The sequence below is a fragment of the Nonomuraea sp. NPDC050202 genome, assembly GCF_040656115.1.
GTDB lineage: Bacteria > Actinomycetota > Actinomycetes > Streptosporangiales > Streptosporangiaceae > Nonomuraea.
Window position 1 is genome coordinate 53,212 of the sequence record NZ_JBFALF010000004.1, and the last position, 20,102, is coordinate 73,313.

Here is a 20,102-nt window from a genome sequence, read left to right on the forward strand (position 1 = left end):
GCACGCTCCAAGTGGCGTACGCCACGTCGGCAAGTGGTCCCATTCCGCCGAAGGGATGGCCCCGGCTCCCAGGGGAACCGGGGCCCGGGGTGCCGTCGATCAGCGCCAGTTGCCGGTCCAGCGGTTGGCGGCGGCCTTGTAGACCTTGTAGGTGTCGGTGTTGAAGTACGGCGACGAGATGTGGTCGTAGCGGTCGTTGCCGTCGGTGTCCCACGCGACGCTGTTGACGCCGACCAGGTAGCCGGTCCGCGACGCGCTCTTGTAGTTGTAGATGAACGGTCCGCCGCTCGCGCCGGCGGTGAAGGAGCACTTGAAGCCGGTGTGCTCCTGCAGGTTGTACTTCTTGGCCTCGGGCATCGCCTTGGTCTTGCCGTAGCAGTACTTCATCGTGCGGCCGGTGAACGGCTTGTCGCCGTCGGGGTGCTCACCGGCGGGGTAGCCGAACGAGAACACGTTCAGCTTGGTGCTCCGGTTCCAGGTGAAGCCCTGGCCGCCGACGTTGTCGCCGAGGCGGCCGACGTTCTTCACGGTCCACTTCCACTGGCCGTTGACCTTCTCCCAGTTGACCTTGATGCCGTTGAAGACGTTGACGAACGCGTAGTCGAAGTCGTAGTCCTCCTTCACGACGAAGTCATCGTGCGCGTTGAACGTCTTGGCGGCGTAGATGCCGTAGGGAGCCTTCCCGTTCCAGACCCTGTCGCCGTCCCAGTACGACGGGATGAAGATCCAGTTGTCGTAGAAGGTGTTCTTCTTGGTGTCGTACACGCAGTGGGCGGAGGTCGCCACGAGGTTGCGGTACTTGCCCTGCACCGAACTGGCCGAGCAGTAGCGCCAGTTCTTCGGGTTGCGGGGGTCGGCCTTGGGCAGCGTGAAGAAGACGCGGCCGACCGTGTTCGGCAGGTTGACGTGCTTGCTCTTCGTGGACCTCGCCTTCTCGGCGCCGATCGGCGGAACGGAGCCGGCCGGCCCGTCGGGAGCGTCGTTGCTGCCCTTGACGCCCTTGGAGGACAGGTCGAGGCCGTCGTCGTGGTCGGTGGCCAGCTTGACGCGGTCCGGCGTCCAGAACTGGATCGCCTGCTCCGCGGGGGTCGCCGAGTTCTTGGAGACGACGTCCGAGGGTGCGGTCGTCGCGTTGGCCGCGCCGCCGCTGACCGTTCCCGCCGCCAGCCCGATGGCCACGAGGCCGGCGAGGGGGATCGCGATGCGCCTTGCTCGGGAATACATGGAGCTCCTCTCAGCTTTCGGCGGCCCAGAGCGGGGTACTGCGCCCCGGATGGGCCAGGAAAACGATCGGAACGTTAATGAACGGCTCGATCCGGCGGCCAGGAAACGACGTGAAAAAGCATGGGCCGGTTCCGTTCCGTTATAGAAATAGCGAATGCGCATGTATTCGGAATTGGCATCTGTGCAGGTCGAGGCGTGGTTTTAATTTCTCTGGTCACATCGGTAACGTCCATTATCAGACGCCACTCCTTATCAACCGAGCGATGTTCTGGTTAGCTGGGGTCATGGACCCTCGCACCCCCTGTCTCATTGGCATCGCCCAGCGCACGATTCGCGAGCAGCCCGGCCCTGAGCCGCTCGATCTCTGGGAGGCCGTGGCGCGCGAGGCCGCCGGCGACGCGCGGCTGCCCGTCGAGCGGCTCGACTCGATCCAGATCGTCTGGACCGACTCCTGGCACTACGACTCGCCCGTCGGCCGCCTCGCCGAGCGCCTCAGGGCCGCGCCGCGCCACCAGGTCTACTCCAAGGTCGGCGGTACGGCCCCGCACCTGCTCATCGGTGCCGCGGCGGCCGCGATCGCCGCGGGTGAGCTGGACTCGGCCCTGGTGGCCGGTGCCGAGGCGCTCGCCACGCGCAGGGCGTACAGGAAGGCGGGCGAGCACGTGCCGTGGAGCCACCCCGCCGACCCCAAGCCCCCGTACGGCTGGGAGCGGCCGCCACACCCGTCGGCGCTCGCGCACGGGCTGTTCCTGCCGGTGCACACCTATCCGATCATGGAGACCGCGCGGCGGGCGGCGGCCGGGCTCACGATCGAGGAGGAGATGCGCGAGCGGGCGCGCATCATGGCGCCGATGACCGAGGTCGCCGCCGCGAACCCGTACGCCTGGCGCAGGGCCGCCCGCACCCCCGACGAGCTCGCCGGCGGCCGCTTCGTCGGCTGGCCCTACACCACGGACACGGTGGCCGTGCTGGAGGTGGACCAGGCGGCGGCCGTCATCCTGGCCGGCTCGGGGCTGGCCGACCGGTTGGGGGTGCCGCAGGATCGGCGGGTCTACCTGCGGGGATGGGCGTACGCGGAGGACACCTGGGAAGTGGCGACGCGGCCCGCGCTCGGCTCCTCGCCTGCCATCGCCCACGCCGCCGAGGCCGCCTTCGAGCGGGCCGGGCTCGGCCTGGACGACATGAACGCGCTGGACCTGTACAGCTGCTTCGCGATCGCGCTGCGGCAGGCGTGCGACGCCATCGGGCTGGACCCGCTGGACCCGCGCGGGCTCACCGTGACGGGCGGGCTGCCGTACGCGGGCGGGCCGGCCAGCGACTACGTGCTGCACTCGACGGCGACGATGGCGGGGCTGCTGCGGGCGCAGTCGGGGCACGGGCTGGTGAGCGGGGTGGGGATGCATCTGACGAAACACACGTACGCGGTGTGGTCGAGCGAGCCGGGCGGGCGGCTGGGGGATGTCGCGCCGGTGCATGTCGCCAAGGAGGTGCCGCTGGTGGGCTCGTACGAAGGGGCCGGGGTGGTGGCGGGGTACACGGTGGCGCACGGGCGTGACGGTGAGGCCGAGAAGGGGTTCCTGGTCGTGGACGTGCCTGGGGGCAGGGCGTATGCGGTGGTGGAGGAGAGGGAGTTGCTGGTGGAGGCGGAGGGGCGGGAGCTGGTGGGGGAACAGGTGCGGGTGTCCAGCGATGGGAAGCTCAATGTGGCCGTATGGTGACACAAAGTAAGAGCAAAGTTCGTGATCGCATGACTACGATCTGGAGTTGACATTTTTATGTCGCGCGCGGACGCTGGAGTCATGCGGAGGACTACGGTGCGCATCGACGAGGTGCTCCTCAACGAGGCGAAGGCGTACGCGGCGAAGAACGGACGCAGTCTCAACTCGGTCATGGAGGACGCCTTGCGACAACTGCTCAACCGATCCACGGAGGTGGCCGAACGGCCTCGCGTGGAGATCATCACTTCAACGGCCGTACCCGGATATCAGCCCATGGTCCAGGAACGCCTCGACGCCGGCGAGAAGCTGGAGCACATCCTCTACGACCTCGACGACGAGAGGTGGATTGAGGAGGCGCGCGATGCTGCTCGCTGACATCAACGTTCTCGTCAACGCCTTCCGGAAGGAGTCTCCTGATCACGAGTCCTGCCATGTTGTCATCGACGAGATGGTCAACGGTGACTCCGGCTACGCGGTGAGCGACTTCGTCGTCAACGGATTCATCAGGATGGTGACCAACCGGCGCATCTATAAGGATCCCGACCCGATCGAGCGGGCGCTGACCTTCGCCGAGACCTATCGCAACCAACCGCACGCGACGGTGATCACAACGGAGGATCGACACTGGGGGATCTTCACCAGGATCAGCCGCGAGGCGGGTGCGACGGGCAACCTCATCCCCGACGCCTACCTCGCCGCACTCGCCATCGAGCACGGTTGTGAATTCGTGACCTGCGACAAGGATTTCGCCAGGTTCCAGGGCTTGCGCTGGCGGTCCCCGCTCAATTGAACTGGTCGGTAAGGGCGCAAGCCGGCACTACTCGGCTAGGAACGTCGTGGCTGACCAGTTCGACGTCATCGAGGCAGGCGAGCGCGGCCGTCGCCGGTGGATCGGGCTGGTGGTGGTTCTGGCGCTCCTGCTGATCCCCGTTGTCGGCCTGCTCACCAGCCGGGACCCCGAGCCCGAGCCCGAGGCCGCTCCGGCGAGCCGGACGCCCGGGCCCATCAGGTCCCTGACCACGCTCGACAACGCGCCCAACATTCTCAACGTGCCGGCCAGGAAAAAGGGCGACGACGAGGTCATCCAGGTGGTGTTCCCGCACGGTGCGCGGGCCGAGGTGCGTTATCCGGGTGAGCTGGGGCTCGCCGCAATGGGGTCGCGGCCGTTCCGGGCGGGCTGGATCGACGGGATGTTCCGGCAGTTCGTCGCGCCCTACGGTGGCGAGGCCGAGATCACGCGGGGTGGCCGGCCGCTCAGGAATTACGCCTCCAACGTGACTCTCTGGCCGCGCCAGGCCGGCAGCGGCCAGTACGGGCAGGTGCTGCTGTTCGCGTTCGGGCCGTGGCGGCTGGCGATGTACGACCGGGGGCAGGGGCTGACGTTCGAGCAGCGGACGACCGTGGCCGAGAGCCTGAAGGGGCGGGTGACCAAGGACGGGTACCTGGTGCTGACCGCCAGGGGCGGGGTGCGGCTGGCGGAGCCGGGCGAGCACGTGCAGGGGGAGCCGGTCGGGCCGCAGCTGTGGTTCGGGGGCGGGGCGGGACAGATGGTCGCGCTCGTGCCTACGCCTGACTGCGAGCAGCAGGTCAGGACGCCTGGGGCGATCGAAAGGCCGGGGCGGCGGGCCGAGATGGTGTGCCGGGGTGACGTGCTGGTCGCCGTCACCGGGCCGGCGTCGTTCCGGACGAAGGCGATCTCCGGCATCCGGGTCACGATGAAGTGAGGCCTGGGAGCGTGGCGGGGGGCCGGGGCCAGGGGAGCGGGCTGAAGTAAGGTGCGGCCATGTTCGCCGTAACCGCCACACAGACCGATCCCGACAACCCGCTCGCCGGCCTGACGCTGGGCGAGCACCCGGAGCCGAAGCTGCCGGACGGGTGGACGACCGTCTCCGTACGGGCCGCCGCGCTCAACCACCACGACCTGTGGACGCTCAAGGGCGTGGGCATCAGGCAGGACCGGCTGCCGATCGTGCTCGGCTGCGACGCCGCCGGCGTGGACGAGGACGGTAACGAGGTCATCGTGCACGCCGTGATCGGCACCGGGGCCGACGAGACGCTCGATCCCAAGCGCACGCTGCTGTCCGAGGTGCACGACGGCACGTTCGCCGAGCGTGTGGCCGTGCCGCGCCGCAACCTGGTGCCCAAGCCCGCCGGGCTGAGCTTCGAGCACGCCGCCTGCCTGCCGACGGCCTGGCTGACCGCGTACCGGATGTTGTTCGACAAGGCGGGGCTGCAGCCGGGCTCCACCGTGCTCGTGCAGGGGGCGGGCGGGGGTGTCGCGACCGCGCTGATCGCGCTCGGCCGGGCCGCCGGGTACCGGGTGTGGGCCACCAGCCGTTCGGGGGAGAAGCGGGAGCGGGCCCGGGAGCTCGGCGCCGACCAGGTGTTCGAGCCCGGTGCGCGGCTGCCCGAGCGGGTGGACGCGGTCATGGAGACGGTCGGGCAGGCCACCTGGGAGCATTCGCTCAAGTCGCTCAGGCCCGGTGGTCGCATCGTCGTCTCCGGCGCCACCAGCGGCGCGGTTCCGCCGGCCGATCTGAACCGGGTCTTCTTCCTGCAGCTGTCCGTGATCGGCACGACGATGGGGACGCGGGAGCAGCTGGCGCGGCTGGCGGTGTTCCTGGAGCAGACCGGGCTGCGGCCCGTGGTCGATCGGGTGTTGCCGCTGGCCGAGGCGCGGGACGGGTTCGCCGCCATGGACGCCGGGGAGATCTTCGGAAAGATCGTCTTTACGAGCTGAATAAGTGAAGGGTTACTTCTGACCCTCCTGGGTGATACAAGAGGAATGGGGTTGTACCACCCAGGAGGCAGTCACCATGGACGTTGAGCCCTTCGGCCCAGGTTCGATGCACTGGGACACCGCCGGCGAATACCGCAACCTGCTCGTGGCCGGCAGCGCGCTGGTCCTCCAGACGATGCACCCGGCCGTCGGAGCCGCGGTCGCGGAGCATTCCACGTACAAGCACGACCCGTGGGGGAGGCTGGAGCGCACGCTCGCCTCCGTGCAGAAGTGGGTCTACGGCGGTGCGGACGGTCCCGCCGAGGGGCGGCGGCTCAGGGAGCTGCACAAGCCGATCAGCGGGGTGGACGAGCAGGGCAGGCACTACCACGCGCTGAACGGCGAGGCCTGGGCGTGGGTGCACCTGTCGCTGTTCGAGCGGTTCATCGCGCTCAACCGGTACTTCGGCACCCCGTTCACCACGGCGCAGGAGCGGCGGCTGTACGCGGAGTCGCGGCAGCTCGGCGCCATCCTTCAGGTGCCCGAGCGGGAGATGCCCGCGGACCTGGAGGCGTTCTGGCGGTACTTCGACGAGATGGTGAGCCGCCGGCTGGAGGCGCATGCCACCGCGCTCGACGTGCTGACGGTGATGCGCGGCACGCCGGCGCCGCCCCGGCTGCCCGCTCCGCTGCGGCGGTTGTGGACGCCGGTGGGGGCGGGGGCGGGCGAGTTCAACTACTTCGTCACCGTCGGCACCCTGCCGCCTGCCGTGCGGGAGAAGCTGGGGTTGCGGTGGACCGCCAGGGAGGAGCGGCGGTTGCGGCATCTCGGGCACGCGGTGGCGATGGTGACGCCGCGGCTGCCCGAGCGTCTGCGGTACATGCCGATCGCGTATCACGCCAGGCGGGCCGCGCGGAGCTCGCGCCGCCGCCGGCTGGAACGCATGTCGGCCTAGAGCGCCCGATTCCCCGGGGAGGCGGGTCGCGCTCCCCGGCGGGTCACCGGTCGAGGATGTCGTGGACGCGGCGGGCGGCCTCGTCGAGCGTCGTACGCAACTCCTCCAGCTTCTCCGCGGTCAGACGCGCGTCCGAGGCCTCCTCGCGGGCCCTGGCGACGAAGTCGGCGAGGAGCTCGCCCAGCTCGGCGTCGAGCGCGGCCCGGTTGGGCGAGGCGCCGCCGGGCGGGGGGCCGCCGAGCGTGGCCCAGACCTCCGACCAGATCCTGCGCCACTCCTTGCTGATCCGCTCGCCCTCGTCCTGCCAGTGGTAGGCATGCTCCATCCACTGCCGCTTCTGCTGATCACGCAGCCGCTTGAGATCCTCTTTCTGCTTGTCGCGCAGCCGCCTGGTGTCGTCGGCCGCTCCCGTGCGGACGTCCTTGGCCATCCGGGTCAGCTCGTCGCGCAGCGACTTGACCGTGTCGCGCACGTCCTCCTTGACCTCGCGGGCGATGTCGCGGACGGAGGCCGAGATCTCCTGCTCCAGGTCGTCGAGCTCGTCGAGCCGGGCGTTCAGCTCCTCGCGCCCCTTGTCGGTGATGGAGAACACCTTCTTGCCCTCGATCACCTCGTGCGTCACCAGGCCCTCCTCCTCCAGGCGGGCCAGGCGCGGGTAGATGGTGCCGGGAGAGGGCGAGTAGACGCCGAGGAAGCGGTCCTGGAGCAGCCGGATGACCTCGTAGCCATGGCGCGGGCTCTCTTCCAGCAGCTTGAGCAGGTACAGCCGGAGCCGGCCGTGACCGAAGACAGGGCTCATTCCTTCTCCCCCTTGAGCAGCGTGACCTCGCCGGAGACCGTGATGGCCGACAGCGAGGCCATGCCGCCACCCAGCCGCCCCGACAGCGACTTCGCGCCGGGGCCGCTCGTGTTGGACAGTTCCTCGAACGTGCTGACCAGCCTGCCGGAGGTGGACCTGATGCTGACGTCCGCCTCCACGTTCTCCGGCAGCCTGACCAGGATGTCACCGGAAACGCTGTTGAACGTGACGTGGCCCGTCGGCCGCAGCGCGAGATCGGCCGTGATGCGGCCCGAGACGGTGTTGGCCTTCAGCCGGCGCGGGGTGCCGTCGGCCACGGTCAGGTCGCCCGAGATGCTGATGAACGACAGGTCGCCGTCCATGGCCCGGGTCTCGACGGCGCCCGAGACGGTGTTGGCGGCGACGTCGCCGCTGACCCCGTCCAGCACGACGTCCCCGGAGACGCTCTTGACGTGCGTCACCCTTTCGAAACCGGCCAGCACGGCGGGGGCGGACACCACGCCCGCCCTGACCTTGCAGGCCTTGGGCACGGCGATGGACAGCACCGACCTGTGCCTGTCGCGACGGAGCCAGCCGAGCACGCCGTCCCAGGTGAGGTCCCGGTCGGCGATGGTGAGCGACCGGGTGGCCTCGTCGTAGGTCACGGTGAGTGGTGAGGCCGGCTCGATGTCGGCGATCTCCAGTGTCGGCGGGCCGTCGCTGGCCAGCACGTCCAGGCGGCCGGCCACGATGCGGACGTCCAGCGACTCGACCTCACCGAACGTCAGTTGCCCCGGCTCGTCGATGGTCCATTGCTGCATGCTCCCCGGCCCCTCTCTAGGCGACACCGATCCTCCACAAATCACGATATGTCGCGTCTTGCGGAAACTCAAGATGTATCGCGTTATTCGAGACTACGGCTTCCGTGAGGAAGCCGCGGCGTCGGTCAGTCGTCCTCGTCGTCGAGGCGCGCCAGCCACGTGGCCAGCCGCTCGATCGGCGTCTCGAACTCGGGGTTGAGATCGACGAACTCGCGCAGCCGCTCGCCCAGCCACAACAGGCTGACCTCCTCCTCGCCGCGCCGCTCGACCAGCTCCTCGATCCCCCGATCGGTGAAGTACATCGCTCTCCATTCACAGTTCCAGCAGGCACCCGGCCTGCACTTTAGCCTGCCCGAGCAGCAGTGAGCCCCCGGCCGCCGCGGTGGGCGGGCCGGGGGCTCGAACGCCGGTGACTCAGCCGAAGATCTGGTGCAGGATCTCCTCGAGCTCGGTGTCGTGCGAGTTGTGCGACCCGGTCGCCGGCGAGCTGTTCGGCGTGCGCGACACGCGCCGGATGGCGCGGCCGTTCAGGGTCTGCGGGTCCTCGGCCAGCTTGAGCGTGAGGTACGGCCACGGGCCCATGTTGGCCGGCTCGTCCTGCGCCCAGATCAGCTCCACCTGGCCGCCGTACCGGGACAGCTCGGTGGCGAGCTCCTCGGACGGGAACGGGTAGAGCCGCTCCAGCCGGACGATCGCCACGTCGTCGCGGCCGGTCTTGTCGCGGTGCGCCGCCAGGTCGTAGTAGAGCCTGCCGGAGGTGAGCACCACCTTGGTGACCTTGGCCGGGTCGGCCGTCGAGTCGCCCAGGACCGGCTGGAAGGAGCCCGAGGTGAAGTCGGACGCCTTCGACGTGGCCGCCTTGTGGCGCAGCAGCGACTTGGGCGTGAAGACCACCAGCGGCTTGTGCCGCTCCGACTCCACCTGCCAGCGCAGCAGGTGGAAGTAGTTGGCCGGGGTGGTGGGCTGCGCGACCGTCATGTTGTCGAGCGCGCAGACCTGCAGGAACCGCTCGATGCGGGCGGAGGAGTGGTCGGGGCCCTGGCCCTCGTAGCCGTGCGGCAGCAGCAGCACGACCGAGGACTTCTGACCCCACTTCTGCTCGCCCGACGAGATGAACTCGTCGATGATCGTCTGGGCGCCGTTGACGAAGTCGCCGAACTGCGCCTCCCACAGGACCAGCGCGTCAGGGCGCACGACGCTGTAGCCGTACTCGAAGCCGAGCGCCGCGAACTCGCTGAGCAGCGAGTCGTAGACGTAGAACTTCGTGGTGCCCTGGTTGAAGGTCTTGAGCGGCGTGTGGTCGGCGCCGGTCATCCGGTCCACCAGGACGGCGTGGCGCTGGGTGAACGTGCCGCGCCGGGAGTCCTGGCCGACCAGGCGCACCGGGTGGCCGTCCATCAGCAGCGACCCGAACGCCAGCGTCTCGCCCATCGCCCAGTCGATCGCGTCCTGCTCGACCATCTGGCCGCGGCGCTGCAGCACCGGCGCCAGGCGCGGGTGCGGCGTGAAGCCCTCGGGGAGGTTGAGCTGGGTGTCGACGATGCGCTTGAGCGTCTCGTGGGTGATGCCGGTCGGCGTGTCGTCGTGCGACCACTTGACGACCTCGGTCGGAGGCACCCGCATCGCGGCCGCCTCGGCCGGCTTCTTGGCCGCCTCGCGGGTCTCGGTGAACGCCTGCTCCAGCTTGGCCTGGTAGTCGCGCAGCGCCTGCTCGGCCTCCTCGACCGTGATGTCGCCCCGGCCGATCAGCGCCTCGGTGTAGAGCTTGCGGGTCGAGCGCTTGGCGTCGATCAGGTCGTACATCAGCGGCTGGGTGAAGGCGGGGTTGTCGCCCTCGTTGTGACCGCGGCGGCGGTAGCAGATGAGGTCGATGACGACGTCCTTGCGGAACGCCTGGCGGTACTCGTAGGCCAGCTCGCCCACGCGCACCACGGCCTCGGGGTCGTCGCCGTTGACGTGGAAGATCGGCGCCTGGATCATCCGCGCCACGTCGGTCGCGTAGACCGAGGAGCGGGACGAGGCGGGCGAGGTCGTGAAGCCGACCTGGTTGTTGACCACCACGTGCACGGTGCCGCCGGTGCGGTAGCCGCGCAGCTGCGACAGGTTGAGCGTCTCGGCCACGACGCCCTGGCCGGCGAAGGCCGCGTCACCGTGGACGAGCACGGGCAGGACGGTGAAGCCCTCCTCGCCGCGCTCCAGGAGGTCCTGCTTGGCGCGGACCACGCCCTCCAGGACCGGGTCGACCGCCTCCAGGTGGGAGGGGTTGGCCACGACGGAGGCGGTGATCGTCTTGCCGCTCGGCGCGGTGAACGTGCCGGTCGCGCCGAGGTGGTACTTCACGTCGCCCGAGCCGTGCGCCGTGCGCGGGTCGATGTTGCCCTCGAACTCGCCGAAGATCTGCGCGTAGGACTTGCCCACGATGTTGGCCAGCACGTTGAGCCGGCCTCGGTGGGCCATGCCGATGACGACCTCGTCGAGGTCCTCGTCGGCGGCGTCGCTGATCACCGAGTCGAGCAGCGGGATCAGGGACTCGCCGCCCTCCAGCGAGAAGCGCTTCTGCCCGACGAACTTGGTCTGCAGGAACGTCTCGAACGCCTCGGCGGTGTTGAGCCGGGACAGGATGTTGAGCTGCTCGTCGCGCTCGGGCGACTTGTGCGGCTTCTCCACCCGCGCCTGGATCCAGGCCCGCTCCTCGGGGTTCTGGATGTGCATGTACTCGATGCCGACCGTGCGGCAGTAGGAGTCGCGCAGCACGCCCAGGATGTCGCGCAGCTTCATCAGCGGCTTGCCGCCGAAGCCGCCGGTCGCGAACTCGCGCTCCAGGTCCCACAGCGTCAGGCCGTGCGACTGGATGTCGAGGTCGGGGTGCTTGCGCTGCTTGTACTCCAGCGGGTCGGTCTCGGCCATCAGGTGACCGCGCACGCGGTAGGCGTGGATCAGCTCGATCACGCGCGCGGACTTGGCCACGTCGTCGTCGTGGGTGGCCGAGATGTCCTGGATCCAGCGGACCGGCTCGTACGGGATCCGCAGCGCCTCGAAGATCTCGTCGTAGAAGCCGTCCTCGCCGAGCAGCAGCCGGTGGATCTGGCGCAGGAAGTCGCCCGACTGGGCGCCCTGGATGATCCGGTGGTCGTAGGTGCTGGTCAGCGTCATGACCTTGGAGACGGCCAGGCGCGAGAGCGTGTCGGGGGAGGCCCCCTGGTACTCGGCCGGGTACTCCATCGCGCCGACGCCGATGATCGTGCCCTGGCCGGGCATCAGGCGCGGCACGGAGTGCACGGTGCCGATCGTGCCGGGGTTGGTCAGGGAGATCGTGGTGCCGGAGAAGTCGTCGACGCCGAGCTTGCCCGCGCGAGCCTTGCGCACGACCTCCTCGTAGGCCATCCAGAACTGCCGGAAGTCCATCTCCTCCGCGCCCTTGATCGAGGGCACGAGGAGCTGGCGCTCGCCGTTGCTCTTCTGGACGTCGATCGCCAGGCCGAAGCCGACGTGCTCGGGCTTGACGAGCGTCGGCTTGCCGTCGATCTCCGCGTAGGAGTAGTTCATCTCCGGCATGGCCTTCAGCGCCTTGACGATCGCGAAACCGATCAGGTGCGTGAAGGAGACCTTGCCGCCGCGGCCCCGCTTGAGGTGATTGTTGATCACGATGCGGTTGTCGATGAGCAGCTTGGCCGGGATGGCCCGGACGCTGGTCGCCGTCGGGACCGTCAGTGACAGGTCCATGTTGGCGGCCGTGCGAGCGGCGGCGCCGCGCAGCTTGACCTCCTCGGCGCCCTTGGGCACCGGGGTGGCCGGCTGCTTCGGCTTCTCAGCCGCCGGCGGTGTCTTGGCAGGGGCCTTGGGAGGCGCCTTGGGGGTCTGGGGAGGGGCGGGCGCGGTCACCGTGCCGTTCGCCGCCTCCCTGACCGGGGTTCGGCCCGGTCCGTAATCAGGGTTGTAGTCAGCGAAGAAGTTCCACCAGGCCTTGTCGACAGACTCGGGATCTTGGAGGTACTTCTGATACAGCTCGTCGACAAGCCACTCGTTCTGACCAAAGCTTGCCAGCGGGTTTGTCCGCGACGACTCAGACGACACGGCGGAAATCGCCCTCTTCCGCAGATCGGCGTTGATGTTAGAGAACCTGTCCAAGGCTACTCGCCCGGACTGGCAGCGCGCGCCGAAGGACCCGTGCCGCCTCGAACGATCCTCTCAGGACCGCGCAAAGAGGTCACGCCCGCCTCGTCAATCCGGGTGGTGTAGCGATTATTACTCTTTGGTATCAACGCCGCGACAAGAGGTTTATTTCCCTCCGGACACCAACCGGCTTGCGATGCGCACCTCGGGGGACAACTCGGACAGAAGGTCCGAGAGCTCCTCGCCGGCCTGCTTGAGCTCCTCCAGGGACATGGGCTCCAGGCGCTCCAGGAGGAAGATCGCGTTGGTGGTCTCCTCGGTGAGGCGGGTCCGCACCACCTGGCGCCAGTTCCATCTCCTGCAGGTGACACCGATGTCGTCGCGCCAGATCACCTCGCCGGGCTCCGGCTGCCCGAGCGCCTCCTCCGACGTCTCGTCGCCGGTGGCGCGCACCAGGCGGGCCGGGCCCACGTACTTGTCGAGGTCCTCGCCGCCGATCGGCAGCGCGTGCTTGACGCTGATCGAGTTGTACGCGTCCACGACCTGGTTGATCTCCGGCAGCGGCAGGCGCCGCGTCAGGGCGTCGACCGACGGGCGGGTCCGCTGCGGCTTGGCGCCGAACGCGCGGTAGGCGTCCTTCCACGCGTCGATCTTGTCCGTCTGCACCTCCACCGTGGAGGCGGCCTCCAGCCAGGCCCGGGAGCGGTCGTCGGTGGGGCCGTTGCGCAGGCCGTGCGCGGTCACGATGAGCACCGCGAAGTCGGGGCGCAGTGCGAGGACGGAGTCGTCCACCCAGATGTCGTCGAGCATCCCCACAGTCTAAGGAGCACGAAAACCGCAAAATTCACTTTGCAAAATTATCTTTGCGGTTTATCGTCGAGTGCATGGAGGAGCAGTACAAGATCAGTGATCCGCAGGTGCTCAAGGCGGTCACGCATCCGCTGCGGGCCCGCATGCTCGGCCTGCTCCGTGCCGACGGCCCCGCCACCGCGAGCGAGCTGGGGCGCAAGCTCGGCGAGAGCTCCGGCTCGACCAGCTACCACCTGCGCGAGCTGTTCAAGTACGGCTTCATCGAGGAGGACCCCGAGCAGCGTGACGGCCGCGAGCGCCGCTGGCGGGCCCGGCACCGCTACACCTCGTGGAACAGCCGGGAGCTGTCCGGCACGGCCGAGGGGCGCGAGGCGGTCAAGGTCATGCGGCTGTGGCAGGCCGAGATCCTCGGGCAGGTCGTGCAGGAGTTCGACGAGTCCGAATGGTCCGCGGAGTGGGTGGAGACCGCCGGCATGAGCGACCACCTGGCCGAGCTGCCGCCTGCCGCGCTGGCCGAGTTCATGGCCCGTACCGAGGAGGTGCTGCGCGAGCTGGAGGCGCGCCACGCGGGCGCGTCCGACGCCGAACAGGTCCGGATCTGGGTGGGGGGATTCCCCCGCAAGCGGAGGGAGGAGCCGTGACCGCGCGATCGGCGTTACGGCGTTACATGCTCGTCAGCTTCCTGACCTGGCTGCCACCCGGGATCATGATGGCGACCATGGTCCTGCTCATGACCGGGCGGGGCCTCGGCCTGGCCCAGATCGGGCTGGTGGTGACCGTGTACTCGGTCGTGACCGTCAGCCTGGAGCTGCCGACGGGCGGCCTGGCCGACGTCGTCGGCCGGCGCGTGGTGCTGGCGGCCTCGGCCGCGTTCACCGTGGCGGGGCTGGTGCTGATGAGCGTGTCCACCACGTTCTGGATGTTCGTGCTGAGCGGGGTGTTCAAGGGTGTCGCGCGGGCGCTGTCCAGCGGCCCCGCCACCTCCTGGTACGTCGACACGCTGCACGGCGTCGAGGGGCAGGCGGCCGACCTCAAGCCCGGCCTGGCCAGGGGCGGCGCGATGGAGTCCGTGGCGCTGTGCGCGGGCGTGCTGGCGGGTGGCGCCCTGCCGCTCCTGGTGCCCCCTTCGCTGATGTTCCCGCTGGCCGCGCCGCCCCTGGTGGGCGCGGTGGCGGCGCTGGTCCTGCTGGTCGTGGTGCTGTTCGCGCTGCCGGAGCCGGCCCACGAGCGCCGCTCGCTGCGGGGCGTGCTGCGCGAGGTGCCCGCCACCGTGATCAGTGGTGTCCGGCTGGCGCTGGGCGGCGCCGTGCTGCGCAGGCTCATGCTCGCCGCCGCCGCGTCGGGCATGGTGCTGATGAGCATCGAGCTGCTCACGCCCGGCCGTCTGGCCGAGCTGGCCGGCGCGGCGGAGGAGGGCAGCCTGGCCTACGCCGTGGTGGCGGCGCTCGGGTTCGCGGGCAGCGCGATGGGCAGCGCGCTGGCGCCCCGGGCCGCACGCCTGGCGGGCGGGTCGGCCAGGGGCGCGATCGCGGGCACGGCGCTGACCGCGCTCTCCGTCGGGGCGCTGGCCGCGACGGCGGACGTGGACGGCCTGCCCGGGATGCTGAGCGCCGGGCTCGCCTACGTCACGCTCTTCGTCGGCGGCGCGGTGACGGCCGTGTTGTGCCTGGAGATCACGCACCGGGCGGTCACCGCCGCCGAGCGCACCACGGTCACCTCGACGAGCTCGCTGTCCCTGCAGTCCGGCGGCATCGTGGCCAACCTCACGCTCGGCTCCCTGGCCGCCCAGGCGGGCCTCGCCGCCGCCTGGAGTGTCGGAGCCGTGCTGATGCTGGCCTCCGCGCTGCTGTTCGTGCGGATGCCGGCGCCTACAGGCTCCAGTCCAGCTCGGGTCCTACCGGCACGATCCGGCTCGGGTTGATGTTGGTCTGGGTGACGTAGTAGTGGCGCTTGATCTGGTCGAAGTCGGTGGTCTCGTGGAAGGCCGGGATCGAGTAGAGGCGGCGCGCGTACGCCCACAGCGCCGGATAGTCCGTCAGCCGCCGCACCGAGCACTTGAAGTGCGCGTAGTACACGGAGTCGAACCTGGCCAGCGTGGTGTAGAGGCGCACGTCGCTGTCGGTGAGCGTGTCGAAGAGGAACTCCGACTCGGCCAGGCGCACCTCCAGGAAGTCCAGGGTGGTGAACACCCGCGCCACCGCCTCCTCGTAGACCTGCTGGTCACGGGAGAAGCCCGCCTCGTAGACCGCGTTGTTGAGCCCGTGGTAGAGGCGGTCGTTCATGATGTCGATGTCGGGACGCAGGCGTTCCGGATAGAGGTTGGGCGAGGTGCCCCACGACGTCTCCAGATCGAGGGTGATCTGCGGGAAGTCGTTGGTGACGATGCGCTCGTCCCTGGTGTCCCAGACGCACGGGACGGTGTAGCGGCCCGTGTAGCCCGGCTCGGTGGCGTGGTAGAGATCGGACAGGTACTCCGGGTCGCCGCCGGGGACGCGCCAGCCCTTCTCGTCGCGGATGGGATCGACGATCGTGACGTCCAGCAGGTCCTCCAGGCCCAGGAGCTTGCGCACGATCAGCACGCGCTGTGCCCACGGGCAGGCGTAGGACGCGTAGACCCGGTAGCGGCCGGGCTCGGGAGGGCCGAGCCGATCCGTGAAACGGTTCGGCTGCCGGACGAAGCGGCCATCATCTGAGATCTCGCGGCTCAGCTTCATGCCCCAAGTAGAACATGATTCGGACGCAGAACTATATTCGGGTCCGTGGCTAAATTTGTGGTGACCCCGGCCAACCCGGCACAGCGGGAGGCGTGGGTCGGCGGGACGATCCCCGACGTCGAGCGGGTGCGTCCCGGCCTGTGGTCCATCCCGGTCCCGATCCCGATCAACCCTCTCCGGTACGTGCTGGTCTACGCCCTGGAGCTGCCCGACGGCGTGGCGATCATCGACGCCGGGTGGAACACCGACGAGGCCTACGACGCGCTCGTGGCGGGCCTGGGCGTGGCCGGCTACGCGATCACCGACGTCAGGGGCGTGCTGGTCACCCACATCCACCCCGACCACTACGGCCTGGCGGGCCGCGTCAGGGAGAGCTCCGGCGCCTGGATCGCGCTGCATCCCGCGGACGCCCGCCTGGTCCGCGAGCGCTACGACGACGAGGCCATCGACCCCCTCGTCCAGCGCGAGCGGGCGCTGCTGCGCCGCTGCGGCGTGCCCGACCTGACCCTGGACGAGCTGGCCGGCGCCTCCATGATGATCAGGCACATGGTCTCCATGGCCAGGCCGGACCGGCTGGTCGAGGACGGCGACGACCTCGACCTGCCCGGATGGGACCTGCGGGCCGTCTGGACGCCCGGCCACTCGCCCGGTCACCTGTGCTTCGTCTCTCCGGAGCGCAAGGTGCTGTTCTCCGGTGACCACGTCCTGGCGAAGATCACGCCCATCGTGGCCGTGCACCCCCAGTCGGGACCGAACCCGCTGGCCGACTACCTCGACTCGCTGGACGCCGTGCGCAAGCTGGAGGTGGAGGAGGTGCTGCCCGCGCACGAGTACCGGTTCCTGGAACTGGCCGAGCGGGTGGACACCGTGATGGCGCACCACGACGCCCGCCTGGCCGAGATCGAGCAGGTGGTGGGCGCGGCCGGCGGCGCCGCCTGCTGGGACGTGGCCACCCGGCTGACGTGGTCGCGGCCGTGGGAGACGATCCCGCCGTTCATGCGGCGCTCGGCCAACAACGAGACGCTGGCGCACCTGGCGTGGCTGGAGGCGAAGGGCCGCCTGGTCAGGGAGGCGGGCGAGCCCGAGCTGTGGCGCCTGCCCTGACCTACCGGTAGGCCAGGCGGCGCAGCAGGACCTCGGCGGGCCCCCGGTGGCCCGCCCTGCGCATGAGCTCGGCCAGGCCGAGGGACACCACCCAGGTGCCCGCGGCCACCGCCGTGGCGCCGGCGAGCCCCAGGTCGTCCTGGAGCGCGAGCCCGTACGGGTAGAAGACCAGCACGAACACCACGGACTGGAACAGATACAGGCTCATCGAGCGCTGGCCGAGCGCCTGCACGGCGGTCGTGAAGGCGTTCGGCCGCCGGCCCGCCGGGATCGCGACCAGGGCGATGACCGCGGCCATGCCGATCCCGCCCGCGTACCCGGTGAGCGGCTGCGCGAGCGCCGCGCCCCACAGCGCGCCCGCCGGCGGCGCGGCCCAGGCCCCGAGCTGGATCAGGATGGCGGGAAGCGCTCCGAGCACGGACAGCGTCAGGGTGACGATCGCGGCCCTGCGCAGGAACGCGCGGTTGCCCGCCGGGTCGTCCAGCAGCCGCCGCCGTGCCGCCCAGACGCCGGCGAGCACGCCGGGCACGACCATGATGACCCCGGTGACCAGGGCGGCGGGCCACACCTGGAGCCGTTCGGCGAGCAGCTCCCAGAAGCCGCCGGCCCCGGCCGAGATGCTGTCCGCGCCGTAGGGAGCGCCGTCGTTCGCCAGCGGGTACCACAGGGCGACGCCGCTCATGGCCGTCGCCGGGACCAGGAAGACGCCCGCCGTCCACAGCAGGGTGGCGTCCTTGGCGCGCAGCATGCCGACGAGCAGCACGGCGCTGAGCCCGTACGCGGCCAGGATGTCGATGGGCGCGAACACCGCCATGTGCACGAAACCGATCACCAGCAGCCACCATCCCCGGCGGCGCAGCAGCTTGCGGGCCTTCACCCAGTCGTCGCCGCGCTCGGTCCGCCGGTTCAGGAGCTGGACCAGCGAGTAGCCGAACAGGAACGCGAACATCGGGCGCGCGTGGTTGGTCACGAAGAGCTGGTGGAAGACGTTGATCGCGCCGTTGACCACGGGGTTTCCGCGGTCGAGGGCGAGCGCGAACAGCGGCGCGTGCGCGAAGGCGATGGCCAGCAGCATGAACCCGCGGGCCAGGTCAGGGGCCGGGACCCGGCGGGAGGTGTCAAGAGGGGCGTATGCCGGGCTTGAGCTGTTTGCCACGTGATCAACCGTAATGACGGGGTCGTCGGTCCCGAAGCCAACCCGAGCCATAGATAGTCTGCAACGGAACTATCTGCTAATGTCCTACCTGTTCCAACGCCCCACCACCTCAGGAGAGGTCACATGTCCACGCGCGCCCTCATCGTCGACCCGTCCGCACCTGGCGGCATCGGCTTCGGCGACCTCGCAGACCCCGTCGCCGGTCCCGGGCAACTGCTGGTCGACGTGCTGCACGCCTCGCTCAACTACGCCGACATCAACGACGCCACCTCCGGGCGCGTCCCGGTCGGAGCGCCGCTGGGCCTGGACGCGGCCGGGGTCGTGCTGCGGGAGGCGGCGGACGGCTCCGGCCCCGCCGCCGGGACGCGGGTCGTGCTCTTCGCGCAGGGCGTCTTCGCCGAGCGGGTGGCCGTCGACGTGTCGGCGGTGGCCGAGGTGCCCGACGGTGTCGGGCTGGCCGAGGCGGCGGCGCTGCCCACCGCCGGGCTGGCCGCCCTTCGCTCGCTGCGGGCCGCCGGGGTCGCCCCCGGCAAGCGGGTGCTGGTGACCGGCGCCTCGGGCGGCGTCGGACGGTACGCCGTGCAACTCGGCGCCCGCGCGGGGGCGCACGTCATCGCCTCGGTCGGCGCGCCGGAGCGGGGGGAGGGGCTGGCCGACGCCGGCGCCCACGAGGTGGTCGTGGGCCTGGACGACGTCAAGGAGCCCGTGGACATCGTGGTGGAGGCGGTCGGCGGGCCCCATCTGGTCAGGGCGTGGGAGCTGCTCGCACCCGACGGCAGCCTCCAGTCCGTCGGCTGGACCTCGGGCAAGCCGGCCGTCTTCCCGCCGTACGCGACGGTCGGGCCGCGCAAGACGCTCATGTCGTACGTCAACGAGTTCGGCGCCGCCGGCGACCTGGCCGAGCTGGTCCGGCTCGCGGCCGAGGGCGCCCTGGTGCCCGAGATCGGCTGGCGGGACTCCTGGGAGCGCTTCGCCGAGGCGGCCGAGGCGCTGCGCGGCCGGCGCGTGCGGGGGAAGGCGGTCTTCGACCTCGGGCCCCAGGGGTAGGGCGGGAGCGGGTGGGGCGGTTATCGTAGCCGTACTAGAATGTTGTTCTCCTCGCCTGGGAGGTTCGATGCTTCGGTTCGATGACAGGGTCGCGATCATCACGGGGGCCGGGCACGGCCTGGGCAGGTCGCACGCGCTCCTGCTGGCCGAGCGGGGTGCCAAGGTCGTCGTCAACGACCTCGGCGGCGCGCTCGACGGCACGGGCGCCTCGGCGGGTCCCGCGGCCGAGGTGGCCGACCTCATCACGAAGAACGGCGGCCAGGCCGTGGCCAACGCCGACAACGTCGCCACCCCCGAGGGCGCCAAGGCCCTCGTCCAGGCGGCGGTGGACGCGTTCGGCACGGTCGACATCGTCGTCAACAACGCGGGCATCCTGCGCGACAAGTCGTTCGGGAAGATGACGGTCGAGGAGTTCGACGCGGTGCTGGCCGTGCACGTACGCGGCTCCTATCTCGTCAGCCAGGCCGCGTACCCGCTGATGAAGGCGGCCGGCTACGGCCGTGTCGTGAACACCTCCAGCCCCGCCGGCCTGTTCGGCAACTTCGGCCAGGCCAACTACTCCACCGCGAAGATGGGCCTGGTCGGCCTGACAAAGACGCTCGGCATCGAGGGTGCCCGCAACGGCATCAAGGCCAACGCGATCGCGCCCGTCGCGTGGACGCGGATGACCGAGGCGCTGCTGCCGGCCGAGTTCGAGGCCAAGTTCACGCCGGAGCGGGTCAGCGCGCTGGTGGCCTACCTCGTGCACGAGTCGTGCGAGGCCAGCGGCGAGGTGTTCACGGTCGGGGGCGGCAAGGTGGCGCGGGTGTTCGTGGCCGAGGGGCCGGGATGGAAGGCCGACGACCTGACGCCCGAGGCGATCGCGGGCAACTGGGAGGCGGTGATGGCCGAGCAGCCGTACGTGCTGACGGCGGCCGACTCTATGAAGGCCATGCTCTGACCG

General features: G+C 70.0%; 19 protein-coding genes. 11 read left to right on the forward strand and 8 right to left on the reverse strand.

Annotated features, from left to right (window positions below):
• Positions 1–99: 99 nt before the first annotated feature.
• On the reverse strand, positions 100–1,224 hold the full coding sequence (locus AB0I79_RS13995) for a serine protease (RefSeq protein WP_357871790.1): 1,125 nt from the start codon (positions 1,222–1,224) through the stop codon (positions 100–102).
• Positions 1,225–1,508: 284 nt separating this feature from the next.
• On the opposite strand from AB0I79_RS13995, the gene AB0I79_RS14000 reads away from it, so the two are divergent.
• From AB0I79_RS14000 to AB0I79_RS14025, 6 genes are all read left to right on the forward strand, one after another.
• Positions 1,509–2,942 (forward strand): acetyl-CoA synthetase, encoded by a 1,434-nt coding sequence (locus AB0I79_RS14000; protein ID WP_357871792.1) that lies wholly within the window; start codon positions 1,509–1,511, stop codon positions 2,940–2,942.
• A gap of 96 nt (positions 2,943–3,038) precedes the next feature.
• The gene (locus AB0I79_RS14005) at positions 3,039–3,317 is read left to right on the forward strand and encodes a hypothetical protein (protein WP_357871795.1); all 279 of its coding nucleotides are present in this window, start codon (positions 3,039–3,041) and stop codon (positions 3,315–3,317) included.
• Complete coding sequence (locus AB0I79_RS14010) at positions 3,304–3,732, forward strand: type II toxin-antitoxin system VapC family toxin (RefSeq protein WP_357871797.1); 429 nt, start codon at positions 3,304–3,306, stop codon at positions 3,730–3,732. The genes AB0I79_RS14005 and AB0I79_RS14010 overlap by 14 nt, the downstream gene beginning before the upstream one ends.
• A gap of 46 nt (positions 3,733–3,778) precedes the next feature.
• Positions 3,779–4,666: a hypothetical protein gene (locus AB0I79_RS14015; protein WP_357871800.1), complete on the forward strand. Its 888-nt coding sequence runs from the start codon at positions 3,779–3,781 to the stop codon at positions 4,664–4,666.
• Positions 4,667–4,725: 59 nt separating this feature from the next.
• Positions 4,726–5,682 (forward strand): zinc-binding dehydrogenase, encoded by a 957-nt coding sequence (locus AB0I79_RS14020; protein ID WP_357871803.1) that lies wholly within the window; start codon positions 4,726–4,728, stop codon positions 5,680–5,682.
• Between the two features lie 76 nt (positions 5,683–5,758).
• Positions 5,759–6,616: an oxygenase MpaB family protein gene (locus AB0I79_RS14025; RefSeq protein ID WP_357871806.1), complete on the forward strand. Its 858-nt coding sequence runs from the start codon at positions 5,759–5,761 to the stop codon at positions 6,614–6,616.
• 43 nt (positions 6,617–6,659) lie between these two features.
• On the opposite strand, the gene AB0I79_RS14030 is transcribed toward AB0I79_RS14025, so the two are convergent.
• The 5 genes from AB0I79_RS14030 to AB0I79_RS14050 all read right to left on the reverse strand — a co-directional run bounded on the left by AB0I79_RS14030 (position 6,660) and on the right by AB0I79_RS14050 (position 13,138).
• On the reverse strand, positions 6,660–7,415 hold the full coding sequence (locus AB0I79_RS14030; RefSeq protein ID WP_357871809.1) for a PadR family transcriptional regulator: 756 nt from the start codon (positions 7,413–7,415) through the stop codon (positions 6,660–6,662).
• Positions 7,412–8,215, reverse strand: a complete 804-nt coding sequence (locus AB0I79_RS14035) for a DUF4097 family beta strand repeat-containing protein (RefSeq protein WP_357871811.1) — start codon at positions 8,213–8,215, stop codon at positions 7,412–7,414. Before AB0I79_RS14035 ends, AB0I79_RS14030 begins: the two co-directional genes overlap by 4 nt.
• Positions 8,216–8,340: 125 nt before the next feature.
• Positions 8,341–8,517 (reverse strand): DUF6104 family protein, encoded by a 177-nt coding sequence (locus tag AB0I79_RS14040; RefSeq protein ID WP_181308704.1) that lies wholly within the window; start codon positions 8,515–8,517, stop codon positions 8,341–8,343.
• Positions 8,518–8,629: 112 nt separating this feature from the next.
• The gene (locus AB0I79_RS14045) at positions 8,630–12,289 is read right to left on the reverse strand and encodes a multifunctional oxoglutarate decarboxylase/oxoglutarate dehydrogenase thiamine pyrophosphate-binding subunit/dihydrolipoyllysine-residue succinyltransferase subunit (protein ID WP_357871814.1); all 3,660 of its coding nucleotides are present in this window, start codon (positions 12,287–12,289) and stop codon (positions 8,630–8,632) included.
• 204 nt (positions 12,290–12,493) lie between these two features.
• Positions 12,494–13,138 carry a phenylalanine--tRNA ligase beta subunit-related protein gene (locus tag AB0I79_RS14050; RefSeq protein ID WP_357871817.1) on the reverse strand — a complete coding sequence of 215 codons (645 nt, stop codon included), beginning with the start codon at positions 13,136–13,138 and terminating at the stop codon, positions 12,494–12,496.
• 74 nt (positions 13,139–13,212) lie between these two features.
• Between AB0I79_RS14050 and AB0I79_RS14055 the strand changes: the two genes are divergently transcribed.
• Both AB0I79_RS14055 and AB0I79_RS14060 read left to right on the forward strand, forming a co-directional pair.
• The gene (locus AB0I79_RS14055) at positions 13,213–13,779 is read left to right on the forward strand and encodes a helix-turn-helix domain-containing protein (RefSeq protein WP_357871819.1); all 567 of its coding nucleotides are present in this window, start codon (positions 13,213–13,215) and stop codon (positions 13,777–13,779) included.
• On the forward strand, positions 13,776–15,059 hold the full coding sequence (locus tag AB0I79_RS14060) for an MFS transporter (protein WP_357871822.1): 1,284 nt from the start codon (positions 13,776–13,778) through the stop codon (positions 15,057–15,059). Before AB0I79_RS14055 ends, AB0I79_RS14060 begins: the two co-directional genes overlap by 4 nt.
• On the opposite strand, the gene AB0I79_RS14065 is transcribed toward AB0I79_RS14060, so the two are convergent.
• Positions 15,007–15,852 carry a glutathione S-transferase C-terminal domain-containing protein gene (locus AB0I79_RS14065; protein WP_357871824.1) on the reverse strand — a complete coding sequence of 282 codons (846 nt, stop codon included), beginning with the start codon at positions 15,850–15,852 and terminating at the stop codon, positions 15,007–15,009. The two genes, AB0I79_RS14060 and AB0I79_RS14065, sit on opposite strands and share 53 nt — an antisense overlap.
• Positions 15,853–15,897: 45 nt before the next feature.
• Here AB0I79_RS14065 and AB0I79_RS14070 point away from each other — a divergent pair, with 45 nt between their 5' ends.
• Positions 15,898–16,956, forward strand: a complete 1,059-nt coding sequence (locus AB0I79_RS14070) for an MBL fold metallo-hydrolase (RefSeq protein ID WP_357871826.1) — start codon at positions 15,898–15,900, stop codon at positions 16,954–16,956.
• A gap of 1 nt (position 16,957) precedes the next feature.
• Here the strand turns inward: AB0I79_RS14070 and AB0I79_RS14075 are convergent, their stop codons facing one another.
• Entirely contained in the window at positions 16,958–18,112 is a 1,155-nt protein-coding gene (locus tag AB0I79_RS14075) for a DUF418 domain-containing protein (protein WP_357871829.1), read from the reverse strand.
• 123 nt (positions 18,113–18,235) lie between these two features.
• On the opposite strand from AB0I79_RS14075, the gene AB0I79_RS14080 reads away from it, so the two are divergent.
• Both AB0I79_RS14080 and AB0I79_RS14085 read left to right on the forward strand, forming a co-directional pair.
• Positions 18,236–19,159 (forward strand): zinc-binding dehydrogenase, encoded by a 924-nt coding sequence (locus AB0I79_RS14080; RefSeq protein ID WP_357871831.1) that lies wholly within the window; start codon positions 18,236–18,238, stop codon positions 19,157–19,159.
• A 67-nt stretch (positions 19,160–19,226) separates the two neighbouring features.
• Positions 19,227–20,099 carry an SDR family NAD(P)-dependent oxidoreductase gene (locus AB0I79_RS14085; protein WP_357871833.1) on the forward strand — a complete coding sequence of 291 codons (873 nt, stop codon included), beginning with the start codon at positions 19,227–19,229 and terminating at the stop codon, positions 20,097–20,099.
• Positions 20,100–20,102 lie beyond the last annotated feature (3 nt).

Bases quoted from the DNA above. Each gene is read 5' to 3' on its own strand.
- AB0I79_RS14080 (WP_357871831.1), top strand. From the start codon at position 18,236: ATGTCCACGCGCGCCCTCATCGTCGACCCGTCCGCACCTGGCGGCATC.
- AB0I79_RS14020 (WP_357871803.1), top strand. From the start codon at position 4,726: ATGTTCGCCGTAACCGCCACACAGACCGATCCCGACAACCCGCTCGCC.
- AB0I79_RS14055 (WP_357871819.1), top strand. From the start codon at position 13,213: ATGGAGGAGCAGTACAAGATCAGTGATCCGCAGGTGCTCAAGGCGGTC.
- AB0I79_RS14040 (WP_181308704.1), bottom strand. From the start codon at position 8,517: ATGTACTTCACCGATCGGGGGATCGAGGAGCTGGTCGAGCGGCGCGGC.
- AB0I79_RS14050 (WP_357871817.1), bottom strand. From the start codon at position 13,138: ATGCTCGACGACATCTGGGTGGACGACTCCGTCCTCGCACTGCGCCCC.
- AB0I79_RS14085 (WP_357871833.1), top strand. From the start codon at position 19,227: ATGCTTCGGTTCGATGACAGGGTCGCGATCATCACGGGGGCCGGGCAC.
- AB0I79_RS13995 (WP_357871790.1), bottom strand. From the start codon at position 1,224: ATGTATTCCCGAGCAAGGCGCATCGCGATCCCCCTCGCCGGCCTCGTG.
- AB0I79_RS14035 (WP_357871811.1), bottom strand. From the start codon at position 8,215: ATGCAGCAATGGACCATCGACGAGCCGGGGCAACTGACGTTCGGTGAG.
- AB0I79_RS14010 (WP_357871797.1), top strand. From the start codon at position 3,304: ATGCTGCTCGCTGACATCAACGTTCTCGTCAACGCCTTCCGGAAGGAG.
- AB0I79_RS14030 (WP_357871809.1), bottom strand. From the start codon at position 7,415: ATGAGCCCTGTCTTCGGTCACGGCCGGCTCCGGCTGTACCTGCTCAAG.
- AB0I79_RS14000 (WP_357871792.1), top strand. From the start codon at position 1,509: ATGGACCCTCGCACCCCCTGTCTCATTGGCATCGCCCAGCGCACGATT.
- AB0I79_RS14065 (WP_357871824.1), bottom strand. From the start codon at position 15,852: ATGAAGCTGAGCCGCGAGATCTCAGATGATGGCCGCTTCGTCCGGCAG.
- AB0I79_RS14025 (WP_357871806.1), top strand. From the start codon at position 5,759: ATGGACGTTGAGCCCTTCGGCCCAGGTTCGATGCACTGGGACACCGCC.